Origin of the sequence: Pseudomonas sp. NPDC089530 (assembly GCF_050280705.1) — a bacterium.
Lineage (GTDB): Bacteria > Pseudomonadota > Gammaproteobacteria > Pseudomonadales > Pseudomonadaceae > Aquipseudomonas.
Map to the genome: position 1 here is coordinate 1 of NZ_JBNNVU010000007.1, position 22,568 is coordinate 22,568.

A 22,568-nucleotide genomic window follows, 5' to 3' on the forward strand; every position below is an offset into this window, starting at 1 on the left:
TGGGTACGCAAGATGCCCAAGCGCCAAGCCGAGGAAATCGCCATGCATTACCTGGAGCGCGTGCGCATTCCGGAGCAGGCGAACAAGTACCCGGGCCAGCTCTCCGGCGGTCAGCAACAGCGTGTGGCGATTGCCCGGGCGCTGTGCATGAAGCCGAAGATCATGCTGTTCGACGAGCCGACGTCGGCCCTCGACCCGGAGATGGTGAAGGAGGTGCTGGACACCATGATCGGCCTGGCCGAAGACGGCATGACCATGCTCTGCGTGACCCACGAAATGGGCTTCGCCCGCACCGTGGCCAACCGCGTGATCTTCATGGACAAGGGGGAAATCGTCGAACAGGCCGCGCCTAACGACTTCTTCGACAACCCGCAGAACGAACGGACCAAGCTGTTCCTGAGCCAGATCCTGCACTGAATAACTGAATACATATGCGGGTTCTGTTGGGTGCTTCTCGGCGAGCACCCATTGCAGATGAAACGCGAAACTCCATCAGTTGGCTGTAAGACAGCCATTCAATTAGTCGTCGGGTCATCAGTGGCCCAAAGGAACGATATGCACAATTTTAGTCATTCTGATGCTACTGCCATTTCCGAATTAGTACGTTCGGATGTCGTGAGCGAAGAGGCAGTAGCCGAACACTTTCTGGAATGTGTTGAGTCGCGAGAGCCGAGCATAAAAGCGTTCGCCTCTTTCGACCCCGACTGGGTGCGCACTCAAGCTGGCCAACTAACCAAGACCAGGGCGAAAGGTCTCCTGGCAGGTGTTCCAATAGGGATCAAAGATAACTATGACACCGTGGATCATCCCACCCGTTTTTACTCTTTTATCTACGATGACAACTGTCCATCCCGTGACGCGCATGTCGTTTCACTGCTGCGCCAGGCCGGAGCCGTCATCATGGGCAAGACCCACACCACCGAATTCGCTTACATGCATACCGGCCCTACCCGCAATCCACATGATCTTGACCGAACCCCTGGAAGTTCCAGTGCCGGATCGGCAGCGGGGATGGCGGCTGGTTTTTTCCCGGTCGCTTTGGGGACTCAGACGGCCGGATCATTGATAAAACCCGCCTCCTATTGTGGGCTTTATGCCTTCAAGCCTTCGTATGGATTGGTTTCTCTCGAAGGGGTCAAACCATTAGCGCCAAGCTTCGACACGGTGGGTTGGTATGGCCGCTCCGTGCGTGACCTGGATCTGATCGCTCAAGTCTTGATTCCCGGTTTCCCGCAGCGCACTCATGAAAGCCGTTTGCGGTCGTTCGGCTTTTGTCGTACGGCCCGTTGGGATCAGGTGGACAAGGACGTGGCCAAATCACTGGAGGCCGCGGTAGAAGAACTGCGATCGGCAGGGCATCAAGTGAGCGAGGTGCTGTTGCCCGAGGAATTTGCCGCGGTATTTGATGACCATCTGCTGATAAACGATTGCGAGGGTGCTCGATCTCTCTCCCCAGAAATGCAAATGCATCCGGAGAAACTGAGCATAGAACTGTTAGCCATGTTCGAGCGCGCTAGTCTGACAACCTGGGAGCAAGAGTCAGCGGCGAAAAGGCGTTTAGCAACGTTGGCCCCCCTTCTGGAAGAGATATTCAAGCCTTTTGACGCCGTCTTGGGTGCGAGCTGTGGCATCGTCGCCCCGTTGGGCCTTGAAGCCACCGGGCCGTCCGATTTCATCAAGTTCTGGATGGCATTCGGACTGCCTCAAATCAATATTCCTCTAGTTCGGAAAGTTGGGGCACTTCCGGTAGGACTGCAAATGATCGGAGGATTTAGAAACGACAGCACGCTGCTACAAGCTGCCGAGCAGGTTGATGCGGTGCTGAGGAGGGGCTGCTAATAGGTTGAGGCAGCAATGGCAGCCGCTTGCCATTGCTGCAGGACAAATAAGGACACAGCGATACTGCGTGATGGAAGTGGGGGCCCTGTCCAGCCAACGATGAAGGTGGCCCATGCGCTAGCAGGCCACCTTTTTTCGCTGCCTAGGCGTCCACGGACAAGGGTGGGGTACGAGGCGGGATCATGCGCTTCTTCCCCGTCGACTCGAACGCTGCAGCCAAACGCAGCAGCGTCGAATCGTCATAGGCACGACCGGCAAAGGTCAGCCCGACCGGCATGCCGATGTCCGGCATGACACCCATCGGCACGGTGACGGTGGGCACACCCAGGTGGCGGATGGTGAGGTTGCCGTTGGCGACCCAGATGCCATTGCGCCACGCGATGTCCGCCGACTGTGGATCGACGTCGGCATTCGCCGGGCCAACGTCGGCAACTGTCGGGAATAGCACGGCATCGAGCTCAAGCCGATCCATCCAGTCTTCAAGGTCGATCCGACGTGTCTGTTCAAGCCCCCGGAGTCCGCCAGCGAGCGTGGCGATCTGCTCCCAGGGTGTGATGCCACGCTCGGCCATCTGCACGTACTCGCTCATGTCGATGGCAAAGTCGCCCTGTCGACAGGGCAGAGTGCCTGGGTCGTGCGGGAAGATCTGCGGTCCGTCGACGTCGGCCAGACGGTTCAATTTCGGATCGTCGTTGGCCCGCAGGAAATCGTCGAATGCCCAGGCCGACAGATCCCACAACTCGTGGCGCAGGAACTCTTCAGACACCAGTCCGCGATTGAGCATCGTCGATGCGCCAGGACGATCGCCCTCGTAGTTGGAGACCAGGGGAAAGTCGACCTCCAGCACTTCGGCGCCCGCGGCTTCGAGTGCCTGGCGCGCCTGCTGCCAGAGCGCGATCACCGAGGCCCGGGTGTCGATGCGTTGTCCGGTCGGGCCGCCGATCCCCGGGGCCTCGCTGGTGCCCACCTCGGGGTCGGCATTGATGTACATGCGCGGAACGCCGAAGCGCTTGCCGACGAGTGCTTCACTGTTCGTCGCCAGCGACCGATAGGAGGCTGGACGCACCGAGGCGACGCTCGGGATCGGCACCCAGGGCTGCATCCGCCACAGATCGCCGCGTGTGTCGGGGTCTTCGGCCACCACCACGTCGAGCACCTCGAGGAGATCCCCCATGGTTCTGGCATACGGCACCACCACATCCATCGTCGGTACCAGCGGCCAGTTGCCTCGCACCGAAATCACCCCGCGCGACGGCGTGTAGGCACACAAGCCATTGTTCGAGGCCGGGCCGCGACCGCTCGACCAGGTTTCTTCCGCCAGGCCGAAGGCGGCGAAACTGGCGGCGGTGGCAGTGCCCGCGCCGTTCGACGAGCCCGAGGCGAAGGGCGCGGTGAGGTAGTCGGCGTTGTACGGGCTCTCGGCCCGGCCGTAGACCCCGCGCTGCATGCCACCGTTGGCCATGGGCGGCATATTGGTCTTGCCCAGGCAGATCGCCCCGGCGGCGCGCAGGCGTTCGATAGTGAAGGCGTCGCGATAAGCGATCAGGTCTTTGAAGGCTGGGCTACCAGAGGCCGCGGTGAGCCCCTTGACCAGATAACTGTCCTTGGCCGTGTAAGGGATGCCATCAAGGGGCCCCAGTGTCTGGCCCGTGGCCCGACGGGCATCGGAGGCTTGCGCTTCCTTGAGCGCCCCGGGATTGCGCACCACCACTGCGTTCAGGGCGGTGGGGGTGTCGGGGCCGTCGTAGGCGTCGATCCTGGCGAGATAGGCCTGGACCAGTTCAACGGCCGTGGTCTGGCCGGATTCGAGCGCAGCGCGCAGTTGGGCAATGGAAACCTCGGTGACCTCGATCATGCTGCTGCCACCGTGTGCTGATGGTTGAAGCGGTGAATGTTTCCATCCCGCTGGATCTCGGGTTTAAGGGCATCACTTGACTGAAAATGGGCTTTCATAGCGGTTCTCGTTGCACTGGATTACGCGACAGGTTCGGGACTTGCAGTCGGTGGGGGAGGTGGAATCGAGGCAAAGGTTCGTACGCAGTGGTCGGCTTCCGGCCAGATAGCGACGGTCTTTACCGGACCGTCGCCGAACTTGTCCAAACCGCTGGCGGGGCGCCCCGGGGGGCTTAGCCACTGTGGCTTCGGCAGCCGCCGTAGAGTCCGTCCCAGCCATCCACCTGGTCAGGCTCAGACACCTGACTTGATCCTCGACCAGGCCCGGGTTCGTACCCGCTCCGCCTCACGGGGCAGCGGTTTCAGGCTGTAGAGCGTTTTCATGGTCGCTTCGGTCGGGTACAGGTTCGGGTTGTTGCGGATGACCGGGTCAACCAGCTCGGTGGCGTCCTTGTTCGGGTTCGGGTAGCCGACAAAGTCGCTGATTGGCGCGATGACTTTCGGTTCCAGCAAGTAGTTGATGAAGGCGTAGGCGTCTTCCGGATTTTTCGCCGATTTCGGGATCGAGAGCATGTCGAACCAGACGGGTGCGCCTTCCTTCGGCAGACGCATGTCGACCACCACGCCATTCTTGGCATCCTTGGCGCGGTTGTTGGCCTGGAAGAAGCTACCGGAGTAACCGACGGCGACACAGATATCGCCGTTGGCGATGTCGGCCATGTACTTGGACGAGTGGAAGTAGGTGATGTACGGACGGACCTTCATCAACAGTTCTTCAGCCTTGGCGTAGTCCGCCGGGTTGGCGCTGTTGGGGTCCAGGCCGAGGTAGTGCAGGGCCAACGGCAGAATCTCCGTCGGCGAGTCGAGCAGGGCGACGCCGCACTGCTTGAGCTTGCTGATGTTCTCTTCCTTGAAAATCAGGTCCCAACTGTCCACCGGAGCGCTGTCGCCCAATACCGCCTTGACCTTGGCCGGGTTGAAACCGATCAGGACGGTGCCGTGCATGTAAGGCACACCGAATTTATTGCCCGGGTCGTTGTCTTCGACCAGCTTCATCAGTGCGGGATCGAGGTGTTTCCAGTTTGGCAGCTTGCTGCGGTCCAGAGGCTGGAACACCCCCGCCGAGATCTCCTTGGCGAAGAACATGTCGCCCGGGTTCACCACGTCATAACCGGAGTTGCCGGTGAGCAGCTTGGCTTCCAGGGTTTCGTTGGAGTCGTAGACGTCGTAGACCAGTCGGGTCTGCGGGTTCTGGGCCTTGAAGTCTTCCAGGGCCTTGGGGGTGATGTAGTCGAACCAGTTGTAGACCCGCAAAGTGCGATCTTCGGCATAGGCGAGAGAGCTGAGCAGGCCGAGTCCGCAAAGGACTTTGCCAAGCACGCGAAGGGGACTGTTCTTATTCAATTTTTATCCAACCTTTGTAGGAACTATGTTTAAACGCCAACTTCTTTCGGGGCTGACAGCAAGGGCCCTTGAACTTCTGTCAGCCAATGGGCAATCCAGTGGACTGCTCGCTCAACGCCTCAATAACGGCCAGGCCCATGTTCAGTAGGGTAGGAGGAAGGCCAGGAGGGAGGAATGCCTCTATCGGGGTAGCTGAGCTCTTTGGCTTGGCAGACCTTGCGCTTTGAAATACGCGGGTAGCATCTGGGGCAGCGAAGAGCCGCTCGATGCGGTATCGCATCGAGCGGAGGTACGTCGTCTCTTGAGTTTTCTACTGCCTGGAATGCAGTGTCCCGATATGAACGTGCGAGGTCACAACGTCCTGGTCGACGTCCTTGGCGACCGGGGCGGTTTATTGCGAAATGGCCAGACTGCCCTTGGCGGTGCTTTTCGCCTGGGGGGAGTCAATGAAGAGGTAGAGCTCATTCACCCTCTGGCGCTCAGCGGCATTGGCGGGGAAGAGCAGGGCGATCGTTACGTACACCGCGACGTTCACCACTAAAGCAACCACGCCCGAGGTCAGACCCTCCAGTTGCGGCAGGGAGGTCGGAAAGTACCACTGTAGAACCGCGGCACACACGAACCCGCTGATCATCGAGCAGACCGCGGCTGCAGCCGTTCCACGTTTCCAGAAGATCCCGAGGAAAATGGTTGGAGCCAGTTGGACTATGCCCTGGTATGAGGTCATTGCCAGCGTGATCAGGTGGCTGGATTGAGTGGTCGATACCGCGAAGACGGCTGCAAGGATGGTCAGCATCGCTACGGTCAATTGTCCAATGCGTCGGTTCTCGATCCGACGTTCTTGCAGTACCCCAACGATGTCATTCGCTGTCTGTGCGCCGAGTGCTTGCAGATTGGCGCCGACGTTACCCATGGTTGCCGCTACCACGCAGATGCCGGCCAGCGTCACCACGAACACCCCACCGACTTCAGCGGCGATGAACCATACGGCGTCCGGAGACTCTTGAACCCCGGGAAGCGTCGAGGCGCTCAAGGCCAACAGAGTGATCGAGGTGCCGAATACAAGCAGAATGGGTGCGACCTGAATTGCCGACTTCTGGATGGTCCTGGTGCTACGGGAAGCGAAGAGCCTGACGAAGATGTCCGGCCAGCACCATCCTCCCAAAGCGCCAGTGACGATCAAGGAGAACAGGTACAGGGGCCCCAGCTCGCTACCAGGGCCTGGAATGGTGAACAGGCGGGAGCTGGATGGCCCGAATCCATGGCCATTGGTGATCAGCCAGACCAGCAGACCCAACGCGATAAGGGTCCCGATCAGGTAGGCCGCGATGCCCTGGATCATGTCGCTGACGATGACGCCCCGGGCGCCGAAGCGGATGGTCCAGATTTGACGAGCGACAATCAGGCCGATACCGATGAAGACAGCAGTAGTCGCGCTTACAGCACCGAACGATAAGTGCGTGAAAACAAGTGTCAGCGATTGCATGCCCAGCACGATCCACGGGAAGGACGCGATGATGCCGATCGCTGCAGCGACCACCCGCACGGTCTTTGAGTGGTAGCGCAGGCCGAGAAGGTCGGCCTGCGTGCGAAGGTCGAACGCTTTGCCCCACATGTGCACGGGTTTGGCCAGGAGGAACATGAGCACTACCGCGAGAAGCGAGTAGGGGACGTAGTAGAATCCGATGATTCCCGAGGACGCCGCGAAACCCGCGAAAGAGATGAAAATCGTCCCCGGAAGCCAGGTGTTCACAAACGCCATGGTCGAGTAGAAAGTACCGAAGGAACGTCCACCGGTTGCGTACTCGCTGAAACTGCCCGACCCATCGGTTTTGTGGCTCTTTTCCAGAGCAAAAATAATGATCAGGAAGAAAATCAACACCCCGCCGTAGCCAATGAGCATCTGCATTTTATTCATCCTCCTGTTTGGAGCATGCCCAGATCAGTGGAAGAGACAGTGCCACCAACCCGCTTGATCCCAGGAAGTAAGTAAGGGCTTGCGTGGGTGATCCGTTGCCGAAATGCCAATGCAACGGCGCGGCTAGCAGCAGAAGAAAGTCCGCTAGCACGATGAGTTTTATCAAGAGTGGTTGTGATGTGTGTGCATCACGCTCGGCAACAAGTTGCGACATGGCAAGACCTTAGGCTTGTTATTTGAATGGACTGAAATGTGTCGATTACATAGTTTGCGAGTGTCAGCTACTGCGTGCTGCTTCGGCAGGGCATTGCAGTAGCTTGCTTATCTGCATGAGATGTTCGCGCTGGTAGCTCTGTGTCTCCTGGCCGAAAAGCCCCTTCATGTCATCGAGGTTGGGGTCTGCAATACCGGTCTTGATGCCACTCAAGGTCTCGATAACGGCAAGCCCCATGTAGGGAACAGTGTTCTGTTCATAGCCACCCTCGTGGCACATCACCAACTTTCCTTGGCATGAGATATCCGCGACCTCCATCACTCTCTGGGTCAGGTCTCGGAAGCTGTCGCTATGGAGCAACATTCGCCCCAAGGGGTCGTAAGCCCCGGCATCGAAGCCGCAGGAGACGATGATCAGCTGTGGGTCGAATGCCCTGAGCGCCGGCACGATGAGGGTGTCCATCGCTCCCAGATAAGCGCCGTGACCGGAACCTGGAAGCATGGGGATATTCAGGTTGTAGCCAGCGCCTGCGCCACGGCCGCGCTCTTCGGCCCCCCCACTGTCACTGGGGTAATTTCCCTTTTGGTGAATGGAGATCGTCAGTACCTTGGACGATTCCCAGAAGATGTCTTGCGCGCCATTACCGTGGTGGACATCCCAATCCACGATGGCGACGCGTTCCAGGCCATGTTTTTCGATGGCATGTTTAGCGGCAAGAGATCCGTTGGCGAAAAGGCAGAAGCCCATCGCTGCATCGGCAACAGCATGGTGCCCTGGTGGGCGAACCAGGGCGTAGGCGTTTTTCACATCCCCACGCATCACTGCATCCACGGCCTCAATGACGCCGCCTGCGGACAGCGCTGCGATGTCATAGCTACCTGCGCCAAAGGGCGTGTTGGCGCTGAAGGCTCCACCCCCGGCCTTTGACATGGCCTCAAGTTCATCCAGGTAGGCCGCCGAATGAACCATTTCGAGTTCTTCTCGGCGTAACGCTCGGGGGCGAATGTGCAACAAGTCGTCGGTGATGCCGCTGACATCCAGAAGATTCTTGAAGCGGCGTTTCGTTTCAGCCTCTTCGAATGGAGTACCAGGCTGGATCGTCAGCCCTGGTTTGTAGATTCCGGCATGACACCCCGTCGAATGCCACATGAATAGCTCGTGCCAAACGAACCCAGTACCCATTGTCTACCTCGTCATCAAATCTGTTATTAGAGTGGCGATTGATTTGCCTCATCAGCTTATGCCCTGGGAGTAGGGGGGAACATGCCGCTATAGGGGTAGGTGGGTGATTGTGATTGGGGGGAGCATGGCAGCCGATCAGTAGGTCGCCCTGCCAAGGGCGGTAGCGCATTACACGCTTTGCTTGGGTTTGCGCCTCACGAACTTGAAATCGATGAGGCGCATGAGTGATCAGAAGAGGTAGGTGGCGTAGACCTGGAGGGCAGAGAAATCCTTATCTCCAAACACTTCCTTGGCTGCCGTCTTCGGCTTTACCTGGTTGACCGATAGAGTGATGTAGGCGTTTTTTGTAAGGGTGAGGTCAGCGAAAATAGCGGCTTCATCTGCAAACTCTTTGCTGCTTACAGCCGTGCCGTAATAATTGCTTTTGTCCAGGTCGAAGTCGTAATACGCGGCACCCAGGGTCACCGCGGGCGTTACAGGGAATGCGGCCTTCCACATTCCAACCACTTCGTTGCTGTTGTTTAGCAAGTAGTTGCCAGTGATGTCACCGATTACCCAAGCGCCGCGCTCCATGTAGCCTTTGGCCAGAGGATCCCAGCTTTCCCGCTTTCCGTCGGTAGGGTCGTCATCCCCGGAAAACTTCGCATAGCGGTAAGTGATCTGTGGTGTCGCGGGCAAAGCAGAGAAGGTGTATGCAGCCTGGGCATACCAGGCGTTCCCTTTGAACTCGACGCCTTCGCCGCTCCCGCGTTGGACTGCGTATTCAGCGTCGAGCGTCAGATCATCAATGCCTGGCACCTTCATTGACAGCAGTCTGAAGTCGTAGACGTTCATGCCGTTCTTCGGCGCTGTGCGCTGGAAATTTGCGTCGGTATCGCTCACATGGATGTACGCCGCACCCACCTTGCCGTAGGGGGCCTTGTAATCCATGTTGATGCCCGACAGCTTTTGATGCCCCATGTGCTTATCGGTCGTAACGGTAAAGGCTTCTCCTGAGAAAGCTGATTTGCCCGCATAACGAAGGATGATCGTGTCTTCAAACGCTCGGCGCGGATCTCCCCAGTACATTCCTTCGTCGAGCATCCCCAGATGCCCATCCGCGACGATGAAACCGTTGCCGATCACGTAGCCTTGGCGGCCTGCGCTTATGCTCAGATCTTTGTACTGGGCACCTAGATAAAGATCTTCCCAGCTGGTCTTGCCATCTCCCCCCCGTGTGTATCCGCCGGCATCGCCGTCGCCGCTGGTATGGGTTGTGATAAATGACATGCCCGAGAAAAATTTCACGGAGTCATTCAGGGCGTATTCAAGTTCCAGTTTCGGTTTCAGGAATGTTTCGAACCAGTCTGCACGATCTCCGTGATTCTCTCCGTTACGGAAATCAATCTGGCCAAGACCGAAGTTGACTCCTTTTGTCGAAAGTGCCGCTCCGCCGACCAGCAGGCTGGCGCTGCCATTCAGGTCGCCGTAAGTAAAGTTGTATTCGGCTTTCGCCACTGGAAGTTGTGTTGCCGCTATAGCGGTAAGCATGACGCCACTCATGTTTTTGAAAAAACCTGGCCACAGTCTGCTGCTGTTCCCCATAACACTCTCCGAACTTTTGTTGGACGGGTAGCAATACCCTTTTTATGAGAAGTGCGAGGCGACCGTTAATCCCCATGTTTTAAGCCCTAGCATCTGCGAATAGCAGTTTCCTCCTTGGCGGTCGCACTAAATTACCTTACTGGAGAGATCTGGTACGAGGACATACCCCTATCGGGGCACTTTGCTGGAAAGGCATCAGTGTGCGTCGGGCATTCGGGAAACCTGCAACGACTGCATTCAAGCAAGTTGATTGAAGACGGTTATTTAAACTAACCGCGGCCTCTACATAGGAGCGATCTACAGCGCTTGATGCCTCATGACTTCTATCGAGTCGGCGATGGCGCCTGCCCATAAGCAGACGGTGTGAGGGGTAAGTTCAAGGGCAAGGATGGCCTCTACCATCTACCAGGACAGATCAAGGACGAAGTGGCTTTGTACGATGAGGCACAGAACATCCTACTGGCTGGTGATCAAGCGCTATCGGCACCAGAAATCGGGTCGTCAGCGCTTGCTCCATCAAGCAACGTGTCTGGAGTTTCCCATGTAAGGGGAGGGAAGTACGGTCGCGGCAAACAGGCTGCACAATTGCAGTTCGGTATTGACGCCCAGCTTGGCATAAATGTTTCTACGATGGACCTTGACGGTCTGTGCACTGATCTCCAGCAAACGAGCAATTTCTTTGGTGCACTTGCCTTGTAGCATCCATCGAGTGATTTCCCGCTCCCGCACGGTCAGCAGCTCCTCACCGAACCTGGCCAGGCGTGTTTCGATAGAATGCGGCACAAGGTCTTGCTTCGCCGATCGCTGCTTCCAGAAGTTTTTCAGCAAACACTCGATCAGCGGATAGACGCTGCTCAATGTTGCCAGTTCGTCTTCATGGGCAACGCCGCTACGTCGGCCAATCGATAGCACCAGTGATTGGCGGGGCGCCACCGGCAACAAGATATCTATCTCGTCATGGAGGTGTAGATCCTCATAGTAAGTTCGATAGTACGCAGAGTTTTTCAGCGGACAAGTACTTGCATTGATCTGAATCACGCTACCCGTGCCATCGTATCGAAGCTTATCCAGCAGTGGATCGTCTTTGTAGGCCGATGCGAAGTAAACTTCGAAGTACTGATACTGCCGATGCGCCGGGATGTCATGAGAAATGATTATCGGCAAATCGCTGCCATGGTCGTACGCCTTGAGGATGAAAGTATCGTGTTCGATAAATTGTTTCATCGCATCGGAAAGCAATCCCGGAAGGCCACTCTCCAATTGTCTTTCAAACAAACTTGCAAGGACCATGTTCCAGTTCACAACTTCCTGGAGCGACAATATCTGATTGAGTGCCATGTTCGATACCGCTAGTTCGAGAACGATTGCAGGGCGAAATCAAGCAAAAAATGCGCCAGCGTTGCTCGCCATCAGGGCCCTTGCTCACTCTGGTGCCCAGCGAATCTGCCTGAATCGATTCAGGGTGTGTTGAAGATAGTGGGAATGACGGTCCTGAATGTTACTTCACGTAGCGCAGCTCTTTCCAAACAATCGGAGAGTGTCCCGATTTTTCACGCCGGCCAGACTATCGTGAGCGGTCAATAGAAGGATGGGTTAACGACCTACCCCGATAGTTGTATGTACAGCCACCGATCTACATCGCTTTACTTGAATCAAATAATCCCGGTGTAAGAACGCCCCGCTCGAAAGCGTTCTTACGGCTATTCAAGCTAGCCCTTGGGAAATTTCCTACAAGTTGCAGAGACAAATCCTTCACTTCCAATGCAATGGAATTGCCAGAATTTTCACCTCAAGTCATTGGCAGAGTAACTGGCGAGATGTATTCCCCTAGCGTCCTGGTTCTAGAAGATCAATCGTTTCAGCGTGGCGCGCTGGTGAAGGCTCTCCAGCATTTGGGCATCAACGACATTCTGCAGGCGGATGACAGTGAGCGGGCTATGGCTCAGATCAGTCGGGAGGGGGGCGTTGACATTGTGCTCTGCGACCTGGGCCATAGCGCCGTCAACCGCCTGGAGTTCCTCGCCCGGGTGGGGGAGAACGGCATGGTTCGTGCGGTTGCCCTGTGCAGCGAGTTGAGGCCGGAATTGCGCCGTGCAGTCCAGCAGATGACCTGCCTTTCGGGGTTGCAGATGCTGGGCGTCCTGAACAAGCCCACGCAGTTGTATGCGTTGCAGGAAATTCTGAATCGCTACTCTCGCCGGCGGCTGGTAGCGGAGATCGAACCGTCGCCGCACTACCGGTTGCCGAGCGAAGAGGACGTGCGGCGGGGCCTGGCCCTGGGGGAATTCAAGGCCTGGTTTCAACCCAAGTTCAATATGAAAACGGCTGCGGTGGCCGGGGCAGAGGCGCTGGTGCGTTGGGAGCACCCGGTCAGGGGCCTGTTGTTGCCCAAGGACTTTCTGGCCGCGGTGCTGGCCTATGACCTGATCGATGAAATGCTCAAACAACTGCTGGAGCAAGGGATGGGCCTGTTGAATGCCTTGCGCCGATGCGGTCTGGGCCTGGAACTGGCGTTCAATCTTCACGCCTCGCAACTGGCCCGCAACGATCTGACCGAGCACGTTGAACACCTGTTGAAGTGTCACGACTTCCCTGGGTCGACGTTGTTGTTCGAAGTGGCCGAGAACGGCTTGCTCGATATCCCCCGAACGACCCGAGAAAACCTGCTGCGCCTGCGCATGATGGGCTGCAACCTGTCGATCGATGATTTCGGCATGGGCTTTTCGTCGTTGACGTTGCTCTGCCAACTGCCGTTCAACCAGCTCAAGCTCGACGGTCAACTGGTCCGATCCATCGAGGACCCGCGCACCCAGGCGATGGTCACCAGCACCGTGGCGTTGGCCCGCGCGCTGAACATGAGCCTGGTGATCGAAGGTGTCGCCAGCCAGGTTATCCGCGACGGCTTGCTGAAGATGGGGTGTTCGTTCGGCCAGGGTTTTCACCTGGCACGCCCGATGGAGGCCCAACGGTTCCTGCAGTGGTTGCAGGAACCGGATTCACCCACTTGAAGCGTCAGTCTCGGTTCCTGAAACAGATCGATATAACTGCCCGACTATTTGAGTGATGCGGGCAGCATAAGCCGGTGATTTGTTCCATACTTTTTTAATGCATGGCTCATTCCATCACTGGTATTCCTGTGCGTAGTGCGGTGAGGTTCAAATGCATAAAGCTGTGATTGTCGACGATCATCCGTTCATTCGAGCGGCGGTAAAGGTATTGCTGGAGCGTGAGCAATTCGAAGTCGTTGCCGAGGCCGACAATGGTGCCGAAGCCGTGCAGATGGCTCGCCAGCATGAGCCGGAACTGATCCTGCTGGATATCGCCATGCCCAGCCTGGATGGGCTGGAAGTCATCAACCGGCTCAGCGCGCTGAAACTGTCGAGCAAGATCCTGGTGTTGACCTCTCAGTCCGCGGCGTTTTATGCCATGCGCTGCATGAAGGCGGGCGCTGCCGGTTATGTCTCGAAAACCGATGAATTGAGCGAGCTGAGCAAAGCGATCAAGGCGCTGATGGCCGGCTATACCTTTTTTCCCAACCTTGCAGGAAACTCTGTACGCAGAAGCGATATCGACTCCACCGAACTGGAGATGATTCGCGGACTCTCGGATCGGGAGCTGATCATTTTGCAGCAACTTGCCCGAGGCCTGAGTAACAAGGAAATCGGTGATGCCATGTTATTGAGCAACAAGACCGTCAGCACCTATAAAACCCGCCTCATTGAAAAGCTCAATGTGAAGTCGGTGGTGTACCTGGCCGACTTTGCCAAGCGCAATAATCTGATCTGAATGAACACTCTTCTACGTTGCTTCGGGCTGGCCGCCTGTCTGCTCGGCCCGTTGGGGAGTGTTGCGCCGGCGCAGGGCGCGGTGCAAACCCTGAACCTCTTCGGTCGCTCGAATGGCGAAACCCCTGCGGTCGTTCTGGAAGAGGCGGACTGGCGCTGGTTGCGCAACAAAGGTTCGCTGCGACTGGGGGTGTCGGCACCGGAATATGCGCCCTTCGACATCGTCACCGGTGGCCAGGATTATGAGGGCATCACGGCCGATTATGCCGCGCTGCTGGCCGCGATGTTGCACATCAGGATCGAGGTGCTGCGTTTCGATTCCCGGGCCGAGGCGCTGCGGGCACTCAGGAGCGGTGAGCTGGATCTGGTGGGGAGTGCAAACAGTTTCGATGGGGCCGATCCCGAGTTGACGCTCACCAGTGCCTACGTGCAGGCCCCATCGGTGTTGGTAACGCGCAGCGGCGCCGGCCAGGTGTTGGCGCCAGACCTGGGCGTCAGCCGCTTGGCCATACTCGATAATTTCCAGCCGACGGACGTGATCGGTGCGGTCTACCCCAAGGCCGATCTGCGACTTTACCCCTCGATCCAGGGCGCGATCGGCGCCGTGGCATTCAATCAGGTCGATGCTTACCTGGGCGATGCCGTCAGTACCCATTATCTGGTCAGTAAGTACTTCCTCAACGACGTCCATCTGACGACCTTGCCGAGTGCGTACAGCACGCATTTTTCGTTCGCCCTGCATCAGCGCAACCCTCAGCTCCTGCACATCGTCAATGCCGCCCTGGAGGTCATCCCGATCACCGAGCGCATGACGATCCTGCGCCGTTGGGGGGCAGGAGACCTGAATATCGAGCACCTTGATCCACTCCAGTTCACCGCGGCCGAGCAACGCTGGATGCAAAAACACCCGCGCCTGACCGTGGCCGTCAACGACAGCCTCGCGCCCATCTCTTTTTTCGACGGGAAGGGTGAGTTCCGGGGGATCAGCGCCGAGGTCCTGGCCAAGGTCAGCCAGCGCACCGGTTTGAAATTCGATGTACTGCGCCGCAACTCGATGGACAAACTGATCGAGCAGATCCGGGGCGGTAATGCGGACCTGATTGCGGCCTTCACCCCCAGTACTGTTCGTGAAGACCAACTGCGGTTCACCCGGTCCTATTTGACGAGTCCGTTTGTCCTGATAACGCAGGACAAGGCCGGTCTTCCGACGACGCTGGAGGACATGTCCGGCAAACGACTGGCGCTCAGGCGTGGCAACGCACTGCATGATTTCATCAGCGAAACATTCCCGGACATTCGGTTGATCGAGACCACGACGTCGATCGAGGCCATGGAGCTGGTGGACAAAGGCGAGGCGGACGGTTCCATCAATTCGCTGATCAACGGGCGTTACCTGATTCTGCGCCAGTACCGCGACCGTTTGCGGGTGGCCAATGTGGTCGGCCCACTGTTGGTCCAGACGGGTTTCGCCACCGACCGCGGGGCGCTGGAGCTGTACTCGATTCTGGACAAGGCCCTGCAAAGCATTCCTCCAGAGGAGCTGGATGAGCTGGCGAGCCGTTGGCGCCACGACGTGGTGATCGATCACGACAGCTGGCTGCAACATCGCGAGTCGGTCATCCAGGGATTTCTCATCTTCACGTTGTTGCTGGTGCTGGCGCTGGTGTGGATCGCTCATCTGCGCAAACTGGTGTCCATTCGGGAAAAGGCCGAACTGGCACTCAACGATCAGATGGAGTTCATGAGGGCCCTGATCGATGGAACGCCTCATCCGATTTACGTGCGCGACCGTGAAGGGCGCCTGATCAGTTGCAACTGTGCCTACCTCGACGCGTTGGGCCTCCCGCGCGAGGCCGTGATGGGCCAGCGAATTACCGAGAGCACAGTGGTCGGTCATTCCGATGCCCAGACGTTCCAGGCCGAATACATCAAGGTCATGGAGAGCGGTACGCGCTGGATCCAGGATCGCACCTACACCCACAGTGACGGTGTGGTCCACACGGTGTACCACTGGATGTTGCCGTATCACACCAGTGATGGCGTGGTGGTCGGCATCATTGCCGGCTGGATCAACATCAGCGATCGTCAGCGCCTGATGGATCAATTGCAGAGTGCCAAGAAAAGTGCCGACGACGCCAACCGGGCGAAAACCACCTTTCTCGCGACCATGAGCCATGAAATCCGCACGCCGATGAATGCCGTGATCGGCATGCTCGAACTGGCGATGAAGAAAGCCGATCAAGGCATCATGGACCGGTTCGCGATCGAGGTGGCCTCGGGTGCGGCCCGGGGATTGCTCGACCTGATCGGCGAGATTCTCGATATCGCCCGCATTGAATCCGGGCGCCTGTCCCTGACGCCCGAACGGGCCAACCTGCGTGAACTGGTCGAGTCGGTGGTACGCATGTTCGAAGGGGTGGCACGGCAAAAGGGCCTGCGGCTGTTGCTGGACTTCGACCTCAAGGCCAGTCGCGATGTGTTGATCGATCCCCTGCGCTTCAAGCAGATCCTGTCCAATCTGTTGAGCAACGCGATCAAGTTCACCGACGAAGGCGAAGTGCGTTTGAGCGTTCAGGCGGTACTGAGCGCGTGCGGTGAGCGCCTGGCGATTCATGTCCAGGTGAAGGATTCCGGTATCGGTATTTCCGCCGAGGATCAGGAGCTGTTGTTCAACCCTTTTGGTCAGGCCCGCAACAATCCCCAGTCGGCGCGAGGTGGTTCGGGCCTGGGCCTGGTCATCAGCCGTACCCTGTGTGAAATGATGCAGGGGCAATTGCACCTGACCAGTGTGCCGGGCAAAGGCACGCAGATCGATATCCGCCTGGATCTGCTGATCCTGCAACCGCTACCCGCTGCGGAGTTGCCGGCAGACGCCCTCACGGATCAGGCCTGCGTGCTGAACATTCTGGTGATCGACGATTACCCGGCAAACCGTTTGCTGCTCTCGCAACAACTGTCCTACCTCGGTCACACTGTCAGCGATGCCGAGGACGGTGCCCATGGCCTGCGGGCCTGGCGTAATGACCACTTCGACGTGGTGATCACTGACTGCAACATGCCGGTCATGAACGGTTATGAATTGACCCGGGCCATCCGCGATGAAGAAAAGTCCTCGGGGGCTGAGCCTTGCTTGATCCTTGGTCTAACCGCCAATGCCCAGCCAGAGGAAAAAGACCGCTGTGTGGCGGAGGGGATGGACGATTGCCTGTTCAAACCCATCAGCCTGGGCGACCTGAGTGCCCGACTCGCCTCGGTGCGGTCCGGGGCGGAGTCATCTGCGCAAGCCGTCGTGAGCCCTGTTGTCGAGGGCGACATCAATCTGAGTAGCCTGCAGCAACTGACCCGTGGCGATCACAACGCGATCAGGAAATTGCTGGGGGATCTGGCCAGCAGCAACGAAGAGGACATGTTGCGGCTCATCAAGTTGTTCGGCGAACACGACTTGTCGGGACTTTCCGATCTGGCCCACCGGGTCAAGGGTGGGGCGCGGATCATCAAGGCGAGCAGCCTGATCCAGTGTTGCGAGCAGTTGGAAGCCGTCTGCATGGAAGCTGACGCTGCCGCCCTGACAGAAGCGGTGGATGCGTTGCAGCAAGCGATGGAGCAATTGGCGTATACGCTGGAGCAGCGTATCGGTGAGCCGGCACTGTAGATCTTTTTATCAACCAGGCCGTTATCGATGCCGGATAGGGGAGGGCCGGCCTGTTTGCGGGGGCACCTGATATTGAGTCAGGTGCTACGCACGGCTGAAAATGATGTTGTTTTCCTTGGCGATCAATTGCGCTCGTTCCACTTTCAATTTCAGGGCGTTCGCCGCCGCCCGCAGGGAGTGTCCGGATTCAGCCAGTTCCCGCAGGGCGGGGGCGAGTTTCGCGCGTTCGGCCCGCTGCACTTTTTGATGTCCAGTGACAGGCGCGTCGGAAAAGAGAGCTCTGTGGCCTGACGGGATGTTCTGGATCGTTTTCCCGGCGGCAAGAAACTCCGCTTTGGATTTTTCCAGGTCAGAAATAATGGCTGCGCGTGGGTCGGACATGGGTTCGCCAATCACTGCAAATCTCCTATCGGTTTTATGCCCTGCTTTTGGAGAGATAAAAAGACTCGAGTGTCTCGCCAAAATAAATGTCGGAAAAACAAGTTCAGAACGTCATGAACGGCGTCAAGCTTCTGGTTTGCGTTCCCTTAACTGGTTAAGTTGTTTTGATAACTGTTCGATCTGTAGCGTCAGATTCTGGCAGGTGGCGCTACCCCTTTCGCAATCTTCGCCGTGCCACGATTTGCTGTGCGCGATCAGCAATTCAAGATTCTTTTTGTGTCGTCTAAGCAGGATTCGTAGTTGTCTTCGATCTTTAGTCATGTCCGACCCGGTCTGGAGAAGTTGGCCGATATCCACAGTCAATTGCTGCGCAAACGTTAATGAAGGTCGCAATGCACTGTCTGTAGGAAATTTCGCAAAGATCCATCGCTCCGGCGGTGATAAGCGGCAGCCACAACGCCCCTGATTTCCGCTCGGAAATTTCCTACATTCACAAGGAAGTTTCCTAGAGATACCGGCCGATCACGTCCGGACAATGGGCTCATTCCCTTCAGAGTGAGTTGCCTCCATGCCCATGCTCCCGCTACGCATTCTGGTTCTTGGCGACATGGCCTCCCATGCTTTGAGGGTGGCCAACGTGCTACGGCAATCCGGCTGCCAGGAGGTCTTCGTGGCCGCGGATGACGGGCAGGCACTCGCGAGTCTCGAACAGATCGGCCCGGTGGATGTAACGCTTTGCGTCATGCGCAAGGAGGGCGGGGGCACCCAGGGCCTTTTGCAGGCCCTGGGCCGGTCCGGTTTGGCGGGGTCGATCATCAGCAGTGCGCTGTCGGCCGATGCGCGCAGTGGGCTGGGGCAACTGATTTCGCTGTTGGGCATGGCGCTGCAGGGCGATGTCAGCAAGCCTTTGCAACCCGGGGCATTGCAGCTATTGCTGGCCAAGCACCTGAACGAGCCCATCAACGAATCGGGCGTGCTGCCTGTCGTACCGGCCACCGAAGAAGAGGTGCGTCGGGCACTCGCCGGCCATCAGTTGCACACGTACTTTCAGCCCAAGTTCAATCTGCAGACCGGTGAGGTGGGCAGCATCGAAGCGCTGGCGCGTTGGCACCATCCCTTCAAGGGTGTCTTGCCGCCCTCGGTGTTCATGCCGGTTATCGAGCGCTGCGGATTGATGGATGAGTTGCTGTTCCTTCAACTGGAACAAGGTCTGCGGCTCCAGCGCCAGGCGCTCAATCAGGGATTTGCCCTGAACGTCGCGTTCAACCTGCATGCAGGGCAACTGGTCAACCCGGAACTCTCGGGCCGGATCCAGACCCTGTTGGCGGCGCATGATCTGCCCGGTTCCGGACTGACCTTCGAGCTGACCGAAACGGGATTGCTCGAGGCCCCGGCGATCAGCCTGGAAAGCCTGGTGCGCCTGCGAATGATGGGCTGCAGTCTGTCAATCGATGATTTCGGCGCGGGCTTTTCTTCATTGCAGCGGTTGTGTCAGTTGCCGTTCAACGAAATCAAACTCGACGGCGAATTTGTGCGCGGCCTCAAGCACGAGCCGCGTCGCCGCGCCGTGATCAGTAGCACTCTGGCCTTGGGCGAAGCGCTGGGCATGTCGGTGGTGGTGGAAGGGATCGAAACCGAAGAACAACGCAAAGTGCTGCTGGAACTGGGTTGCAAACAAGGGCAGGGCTACTTGTGCGCACGGCCGATGTCGGCGGCCAGTTTGTTGAATTGGCTGGACCTTCAACGAGGGGTTGCCGCCAGTTATTGAACGAGCCTCTCAAGTGCGCAGCTTATGGGTTGTCAGTCATGCATGAACTTATTTCGAAGTCGCATAACGCCAAAGACATTTATTCCATGTTCTTTGGCGTTTTTGCGTGGGTGTCTTGGTGCATTTGCTGAAGTTTGTTAGCTAGGAAATTTCCTACAAGCAGAAGGAAATTTCCTAACTGAATCCGCAGGGCAAGTCGAGAAAATACGCTCACTTGGTTCCATTGTGATGCCTGTTCGCTACGTCAAGAAAGTTCGATTTTCGTCGCTTCCGGACGTGAGTCGATATTTGCCGGCAAGGTGTTGTATCCGCAATCGAATTAAACGCGGAAGTTATCACGCCATGGATGACGCGGGTTTCGGAGGTTGGCTTGCGCCAAATTGAAAATGAACAAAGTTTACTCTGTGGTTTGGAACTCTTCGATCGGTTGCTGGACGGTGGCGTCTGAGTTGGTTTCGGCCAAAGGAAAGAGATCGGGGGCCAGTTGCGCTCTTGGCGTGGGCATTTCGTCGGGGGATTCAGCCTGTTGGTCTTCCCTCGGGGGTGGATTTTTGCTGAAAAGTTTAGTGGCGGCGTTAGTCTTGGTGCTGCCGTTAACGGGACATGCCTCATACTCACCTCCAAGTAACGGAGCAGGCTGCGGCAGCGGTGCCGTTAACTATACGGGTGTAGACGGTTCCACCCAATCTCGAACTTTTGGGGATGCGATCGTAAATACTTCGATGCTTCTCGGCTGTGACAGCAATGCAACTGGCTTAGTCGGCGCAACCTTGATCGGCACAGGTTTGGTCGCGAAGGGAAATTACGCCACCGCGGTTGGCTATCTGAGTATGGCAGGAATACAGGCTACCGCTCTGGGCGCGCAAGCCACCGCAGCCAACTACAGCATCGCCATTGGCACGTTGAGTAAGACTTCCGCAGGTGGAGCTATTGCAATCGGCGGGTACCCTGCTGCAGGTGTTACGAACGCTGTGGGCGCGCAAGCGGCTGCGACGAATGCAATTGCAGTCGGCAGCGGGTCATCTGTCGTCTCGGCGGCTACTTCAGGCATCGCCGTTGGCAATGGCGCCACAGTCAATGGCGCTTTCGGTATTGCACAGGGTGACGGGATTATCAGTGGCGCGACCGGCCAGAACGTTGCGATCGGTTCGTCCAGTACCACTGCTAATTCCAGCACGGCTGGCGGCGGTGCAGTGGCAATCGGACGCGCACAGAAAGCCACTGGCAACGGTGCGGTTGCGATCGGTGATCCGAACGTATCGAACGGTACCGGCGCGGTGACGATGGGTGCGGATAATATGGCGGCAGGCGATCTGGCCGGCACGATCGCTGCCGATGGCGCCGTTGCCATCGGCAACCGTAATAGCGCGATCGGTCAAGGTTCGGTGGCGCTGGGAAATGCCAGCAAGGCGGTTGCAGCAGGCGCCGTGGCGCTGGGCGATGCCGCAGTGGCTAACAATACCTACGATGTGGCGTTAGGTTCGAAGTCAACTACAGCTGCACCGCATACCGGTACTACTGCGCAATTTGGTGGTATTGCAGCTGGCGTGGAAGCAGCAGCTTCGACCAATGGTGTGGTGTCGGTGGGTGCGGCAGGTACTGAGCGCCAGATCCAGAACGTTGCGGCAGGCGTGATTTCTGCCACCAGCACCGACGCAATCAACGGCTCTCAGCTGAATTCGGTCGTCACCGGCGTCAACAATGTGGGCACAACAACCGCCAGCACGTTGGGCGGTGGCGCGACCTACAGTTCGGCGACCGGCAATATCACCGGCTTCAGCCAGCCGATCAACAGTATCAGCGCGACCGGTGCAGTGACTGGGCCTACAGCGCAGACGACCGTTGCAGCTGCCTTGACAGCGCTCAACACCAATGTCGGTAACACGGCCAATATCGCCGTTAAATACGATGCTGCCGGCGGCACCAGGATCACTTTGGGAGCGACTGGCGGCGCCGGAGCAGGGGCTCCGGTGACGATCACCAACCTGGCCCCGGCGACACTGAATGCCACCAGCACCGATGCCGTGAATGGCAGCCAGTTGTTTGCGACCAGCCAGAACACGGCGTCGGCCCTGGGCAGCGGCGCGGCGGTCAACGCGGCAACCGGTGCATGGACGGCACCGAGTTATACGACTAACAGCATCAGCGTGACTGGCAGCAATACGGGCCCGTTAGTCAGCAACAACGTTGGCGCGGCATTGACCAACCTCAACACCAGCGTGACCAACACGGCGGCCGTGGCAGTGAAATACGACGATGCCGCGACTAAAACTCAGGTGACCTTCAACCCGGCGGGTACGGCGGTGAAGCTGACCAATGTCGCAGCCGGTGCCTTGAACGCCACCAGCACCGACGCAGTCAACGGCTCGCAGTTGTTCGCCACCAATCAAACCGTCGACAACATCGTCAACAACGGCGCGGGCATCAAGTATTTCCACAGCAATTCAGCCCTGGCCGACAGCAGTGCGACGGGCCAGGACAGCGTAGCCATCGGCCCGCTCGCGAGTGCGACCGTTGCCAACGGCGTGGCGCTGGGCGCCAACTCGTCCGCCACGGGCACAACATTGGCCAATGCGGCTTATGGGGTCGGCGGGGCGGCGACAGCAGGTGGCGAAGTCAACATCGCCAACGGCGCCAACGGTCGTCGCATCACTGGTCTCGCCGCCGGCTCCAACGCGACTGATGCCGTCAACGTCAACCAACTGAATAAAGCAGGGCAGGATACGGCGACCGCCCTGGGCGGTGGCGCAGCACTTGATGCGAACACCGGAGCATGGACGGCGCCCAGCTATTCCACCAACAGCATCAGCACAACCGGTGCCAACACCGGCCCATTGGTCAGCAGCAACGTCGGCGCAGCGTTGACCAACCTCAATACCAGCGTGACCAACACCGCTGCCGTGGCGGTGAAATACGACGATGCCGTGACTAAAAATCAGGTGACCTTC

The 22,568-nt window shown here is 57.9% G+C and carries 14 protein-coding genes; 7 read left to right on the plus strand and 7 right to left on the minus strand.

The features are described 5' to 3' along the window. Positions 1-417: amino acid ABC transporter ATP-binding protein (locus ACQKQA_RS04295; protein WP_427553880.1), on the plus strand; the 417-nt coding region annotated here is incomplete at its 5' end. A gap of 138 nt (positions 418-555) precedes the next feature. Continuing rightward, a complete protein-coding gene (locus ACQKQA_RS04300) occupies positions 556-1,839 on the plus strand; it encodes an amidase (RefSeq protein WP_427554098.1) in 1,284 nt (427 codons plus the stop codon). Between the two features lie 142 nt (positions 1,840-1,981). On the opposite strand, the gene ACQKQA_RS04305 is transcribed toward ACQKQA_RS04300, so the two are convergent. The 6 genes from ACQKQA_RS04305 to ACQKQA_RS04330 form a co-directional block, all read right to left on the minus strand. Continuing rightward, entirely contained in the window at positions 1,982-3,694 is a 1,713-nt protein-coding gene (locus ACQKQA_RS04305; RefSeq protein WP_427553882.1) for an amidase, read from the minus strand. 332 nt (positions 3,695-4,026) lie between these two features. Beyond that, positions 4,027-5,112 carry a polyamine ABC transporter substrate-binding protein gene (locus tag ACQKQA_RS04310; protein ID WP_427553884.1) on the minus strand — a complete coding sequence of 362 codons (1,086 nt, stop codon included), beginning with the start codon at positions 5,110-5,112 and terminating at the stop codon, positions 4,027-4,029. 415 nt (positions 5,113-5,527) lie between these two features. Next, the gene (locus ACQKQA_RS04315) at positions 5,528-7,045 is read right to left on the minus strand and encodes a sodium:solute symporter family protein (RefSeq protein ID WP_427553886.1); all 1,518 of its coding nucleotides are present in this window, start codon (positions 7,043-7,045) and stop codon (positions 5,528-5,530) included. Positions 7,046-7,331: 286 nt separating this feature from the next. Then, positions 7,332-8,417 carry a class II histone deacetylase gene (locus ACQKQA_RS04320; protein WP_427553888.1) on the minus strand — a complete coding sequence of 362 codons (1,086 nt, stop codon included), beginning with the start codon at positions 8,415-8,417 and terminating at the stop codon, positions 7,332-7,334. Positions 8,418-8,678: 261 nt separating this feature from the next. Further along, entirely contained in the window at positions 8,679-9,980 is a 1,302-nt protein-coding gene (locus ACQKQA_RS04325) for an alginate export family protein (RefSeq protein ID WP_427553890.1), read from the minus strand. A gap of 570 nt (positions 9,981-10,550) precedes the next feature. After that, positions 10,551-11,372, minus strand: a complete 822-nt coding sequence (locus ACQKQA_RS04330) for a LuxR C-terminal-related transcriptional regulator (protein WP_427553892.1) — start codon at positions 11,370-11,372, stop codon at positions 10,551-10,553. A 428-nt stretch (positions 11,373-11,800) separates the two neighbouring features. Between ACQKQA_RS04330 and ACQKQA_RS04335 the strand changes: the two genes are divergently transcribed. The 3 genes from ACQKQA_RS04335 to ACQKQA_RS04345 all read left to right on the plus strand — a co-directional run bounded on the left by ACQKQA_RS04335 (position 11,801) and on the right by ACQKQA_RS04345 (position 17,471). Then, positions 11,801-13,042, plus strand: coding sequence for an EAL domain-containing response regulator (locus ACQKQA_RS04335; protein WP_427553894.1), 1,242 nt, complete (start codon positions 11,801-11,803; stop codon positions 13,040-13,042). Between the two features lie 151 nt (positions 13,043-13,193). Then, positions 13,194-13,820, plus strand: a complete 627-nt coding sequence (locus ACQKQA_RS04340; protein WP_427553896.1) for a response regulator — start codon at positions 13,194-13,196, stop codon at positions 13,818-13,820. Continuing rightward, positions 13,821-17,471, plus strand: a complete 3,651-nt coding sequence (locus ACQKQA_RS04345; protein ID WP_427553898.1) for a transporter substrate-binding domain-containing protein — start codon at positions 13,821-13,823, stop codon at positions 17,469-17,471. Positions 17,472-17,555: 84 nt separating this feature from the next. Here the strand turns inward: ACQKQA_RS04345 and ACQKQA_RS04350 are convergent, their stop codons facing one another. Beyond that, on the minus strand, positions 17,556-17,867 hold the full coding sequence (locus ACQKQA_RS04350; RefSeq protein ID WP_427553900.1) for a hypothetical protein: 312 nt from the start codon (positions 17,865-17,867) through the stop codon (positions 17,556-17,558). 553 nt (positions 17,868-18,420) lie between these two features. On the opposite strand from ACQKQA_RS04350, the gene ACQKQA_RS04355 reads away from it, so the two are divergent. Together ACQKQA_RS04355 and ACQKQA_RS04360 are read left to right on the plus strand one after the other, a co-directional pair. Then, positions 18,421-19,620: an EAL domain-containing response regulator gene (locus tag ACQKQA_RS04355; RefSeq protein ID WP_427553902.1), complete on the plus strand. Its 1,200-nt coding sequence runs from the start codon at positions 18,421-18,423 to the stop codon at positions 19,618-19,620. A 365-nt stretch (positions 19,621-19,985) separates the two neighbouring features. After that, the coding region (locus ACQKQA_RS04360) for an ESPR-type extended signal peptide-containing protein (protein WP_427553904.1) at positions 19,986-22,568 on the plus strand (2,583 nt) is incomplete at its 3' end.

Excerpts from the sequence above, each read along its gene's own strand:
- ACQKQA_RS04300 (WP_427554098.1), top strand. The coding sequence starts at position 556 with ATGCACAATTTTAGTCATTCTGATGCTACTGCCATTTCCGAATTAGTA.
- ACQKQA_RS04305 (WP_427553882.1), bottom strand. The coding sequence starts at position 3,694 with ATGATCGAGGTCACCGAGGTTTCCATTGCCCAACTGCGCGCTGCGCTC.
- ACQKQA_RS04315 (WP_427553886.1), bottom strand. The coding sequence starts at position 7,045 with ATGCAGATGCTCATTGGCTACGGCGGGGTGTTGATTTTCTTCCTGATC.
- ACQKQA_RS04320 (WP_427553888.1), bottom strand. The coding sequence starts at position 8,417 with ATGTGGCATTCGACGGGGTGTCATGCCGGAATCTACAAACCAGGGCTG.
- ACQKQA_RS04325 (WP_427553890.1), bottom strand. The coding sequence starts at position 9,980 with ATGCTTACCGCTATAGCGGCAACACAACTTCCAGTGGCGAAAGCCGAA.
- ACQKQA_RS04330 (WP_427553892.1), bottom strand. The coding sequence starts at position 11,372 with ATGGCACTCAATCAGATATTGTCGCTCCAGGAAGTTGTGAACTGGAAC.
- ACQKQA_RS04335 (WP_427553894.1), top strand. The coding sequence starts at position 11,801 with ATGGAATTGCCAGAATTTTCACCTCAAGTCATTGGCAGAGTAACTGGC.
- ACQKQA_RS04340 (WP_427553896.1), top strand. The coding sequence starts at position 13,194 with ATGCATAAAGCTGTGATTGTCGACGATCATCCGTTCATTCGAGCGGCG.
- ACQKQA_RS04345 (WP_427553898.1), top strand. The coding sequence starts at position 13,821 with ATGAACACTCTTCTACGTTGCTTCGGGCTGGCCGCCTGTCTGCTCGGC.
- ACQKQA_RS04355 (WP_427553902.1), top strand. The coding sequence starts at position 18,421 with ATGCCCATGCTCCCGCTACGCATTCTGGTTCTTGGCGACATGGCCTCC.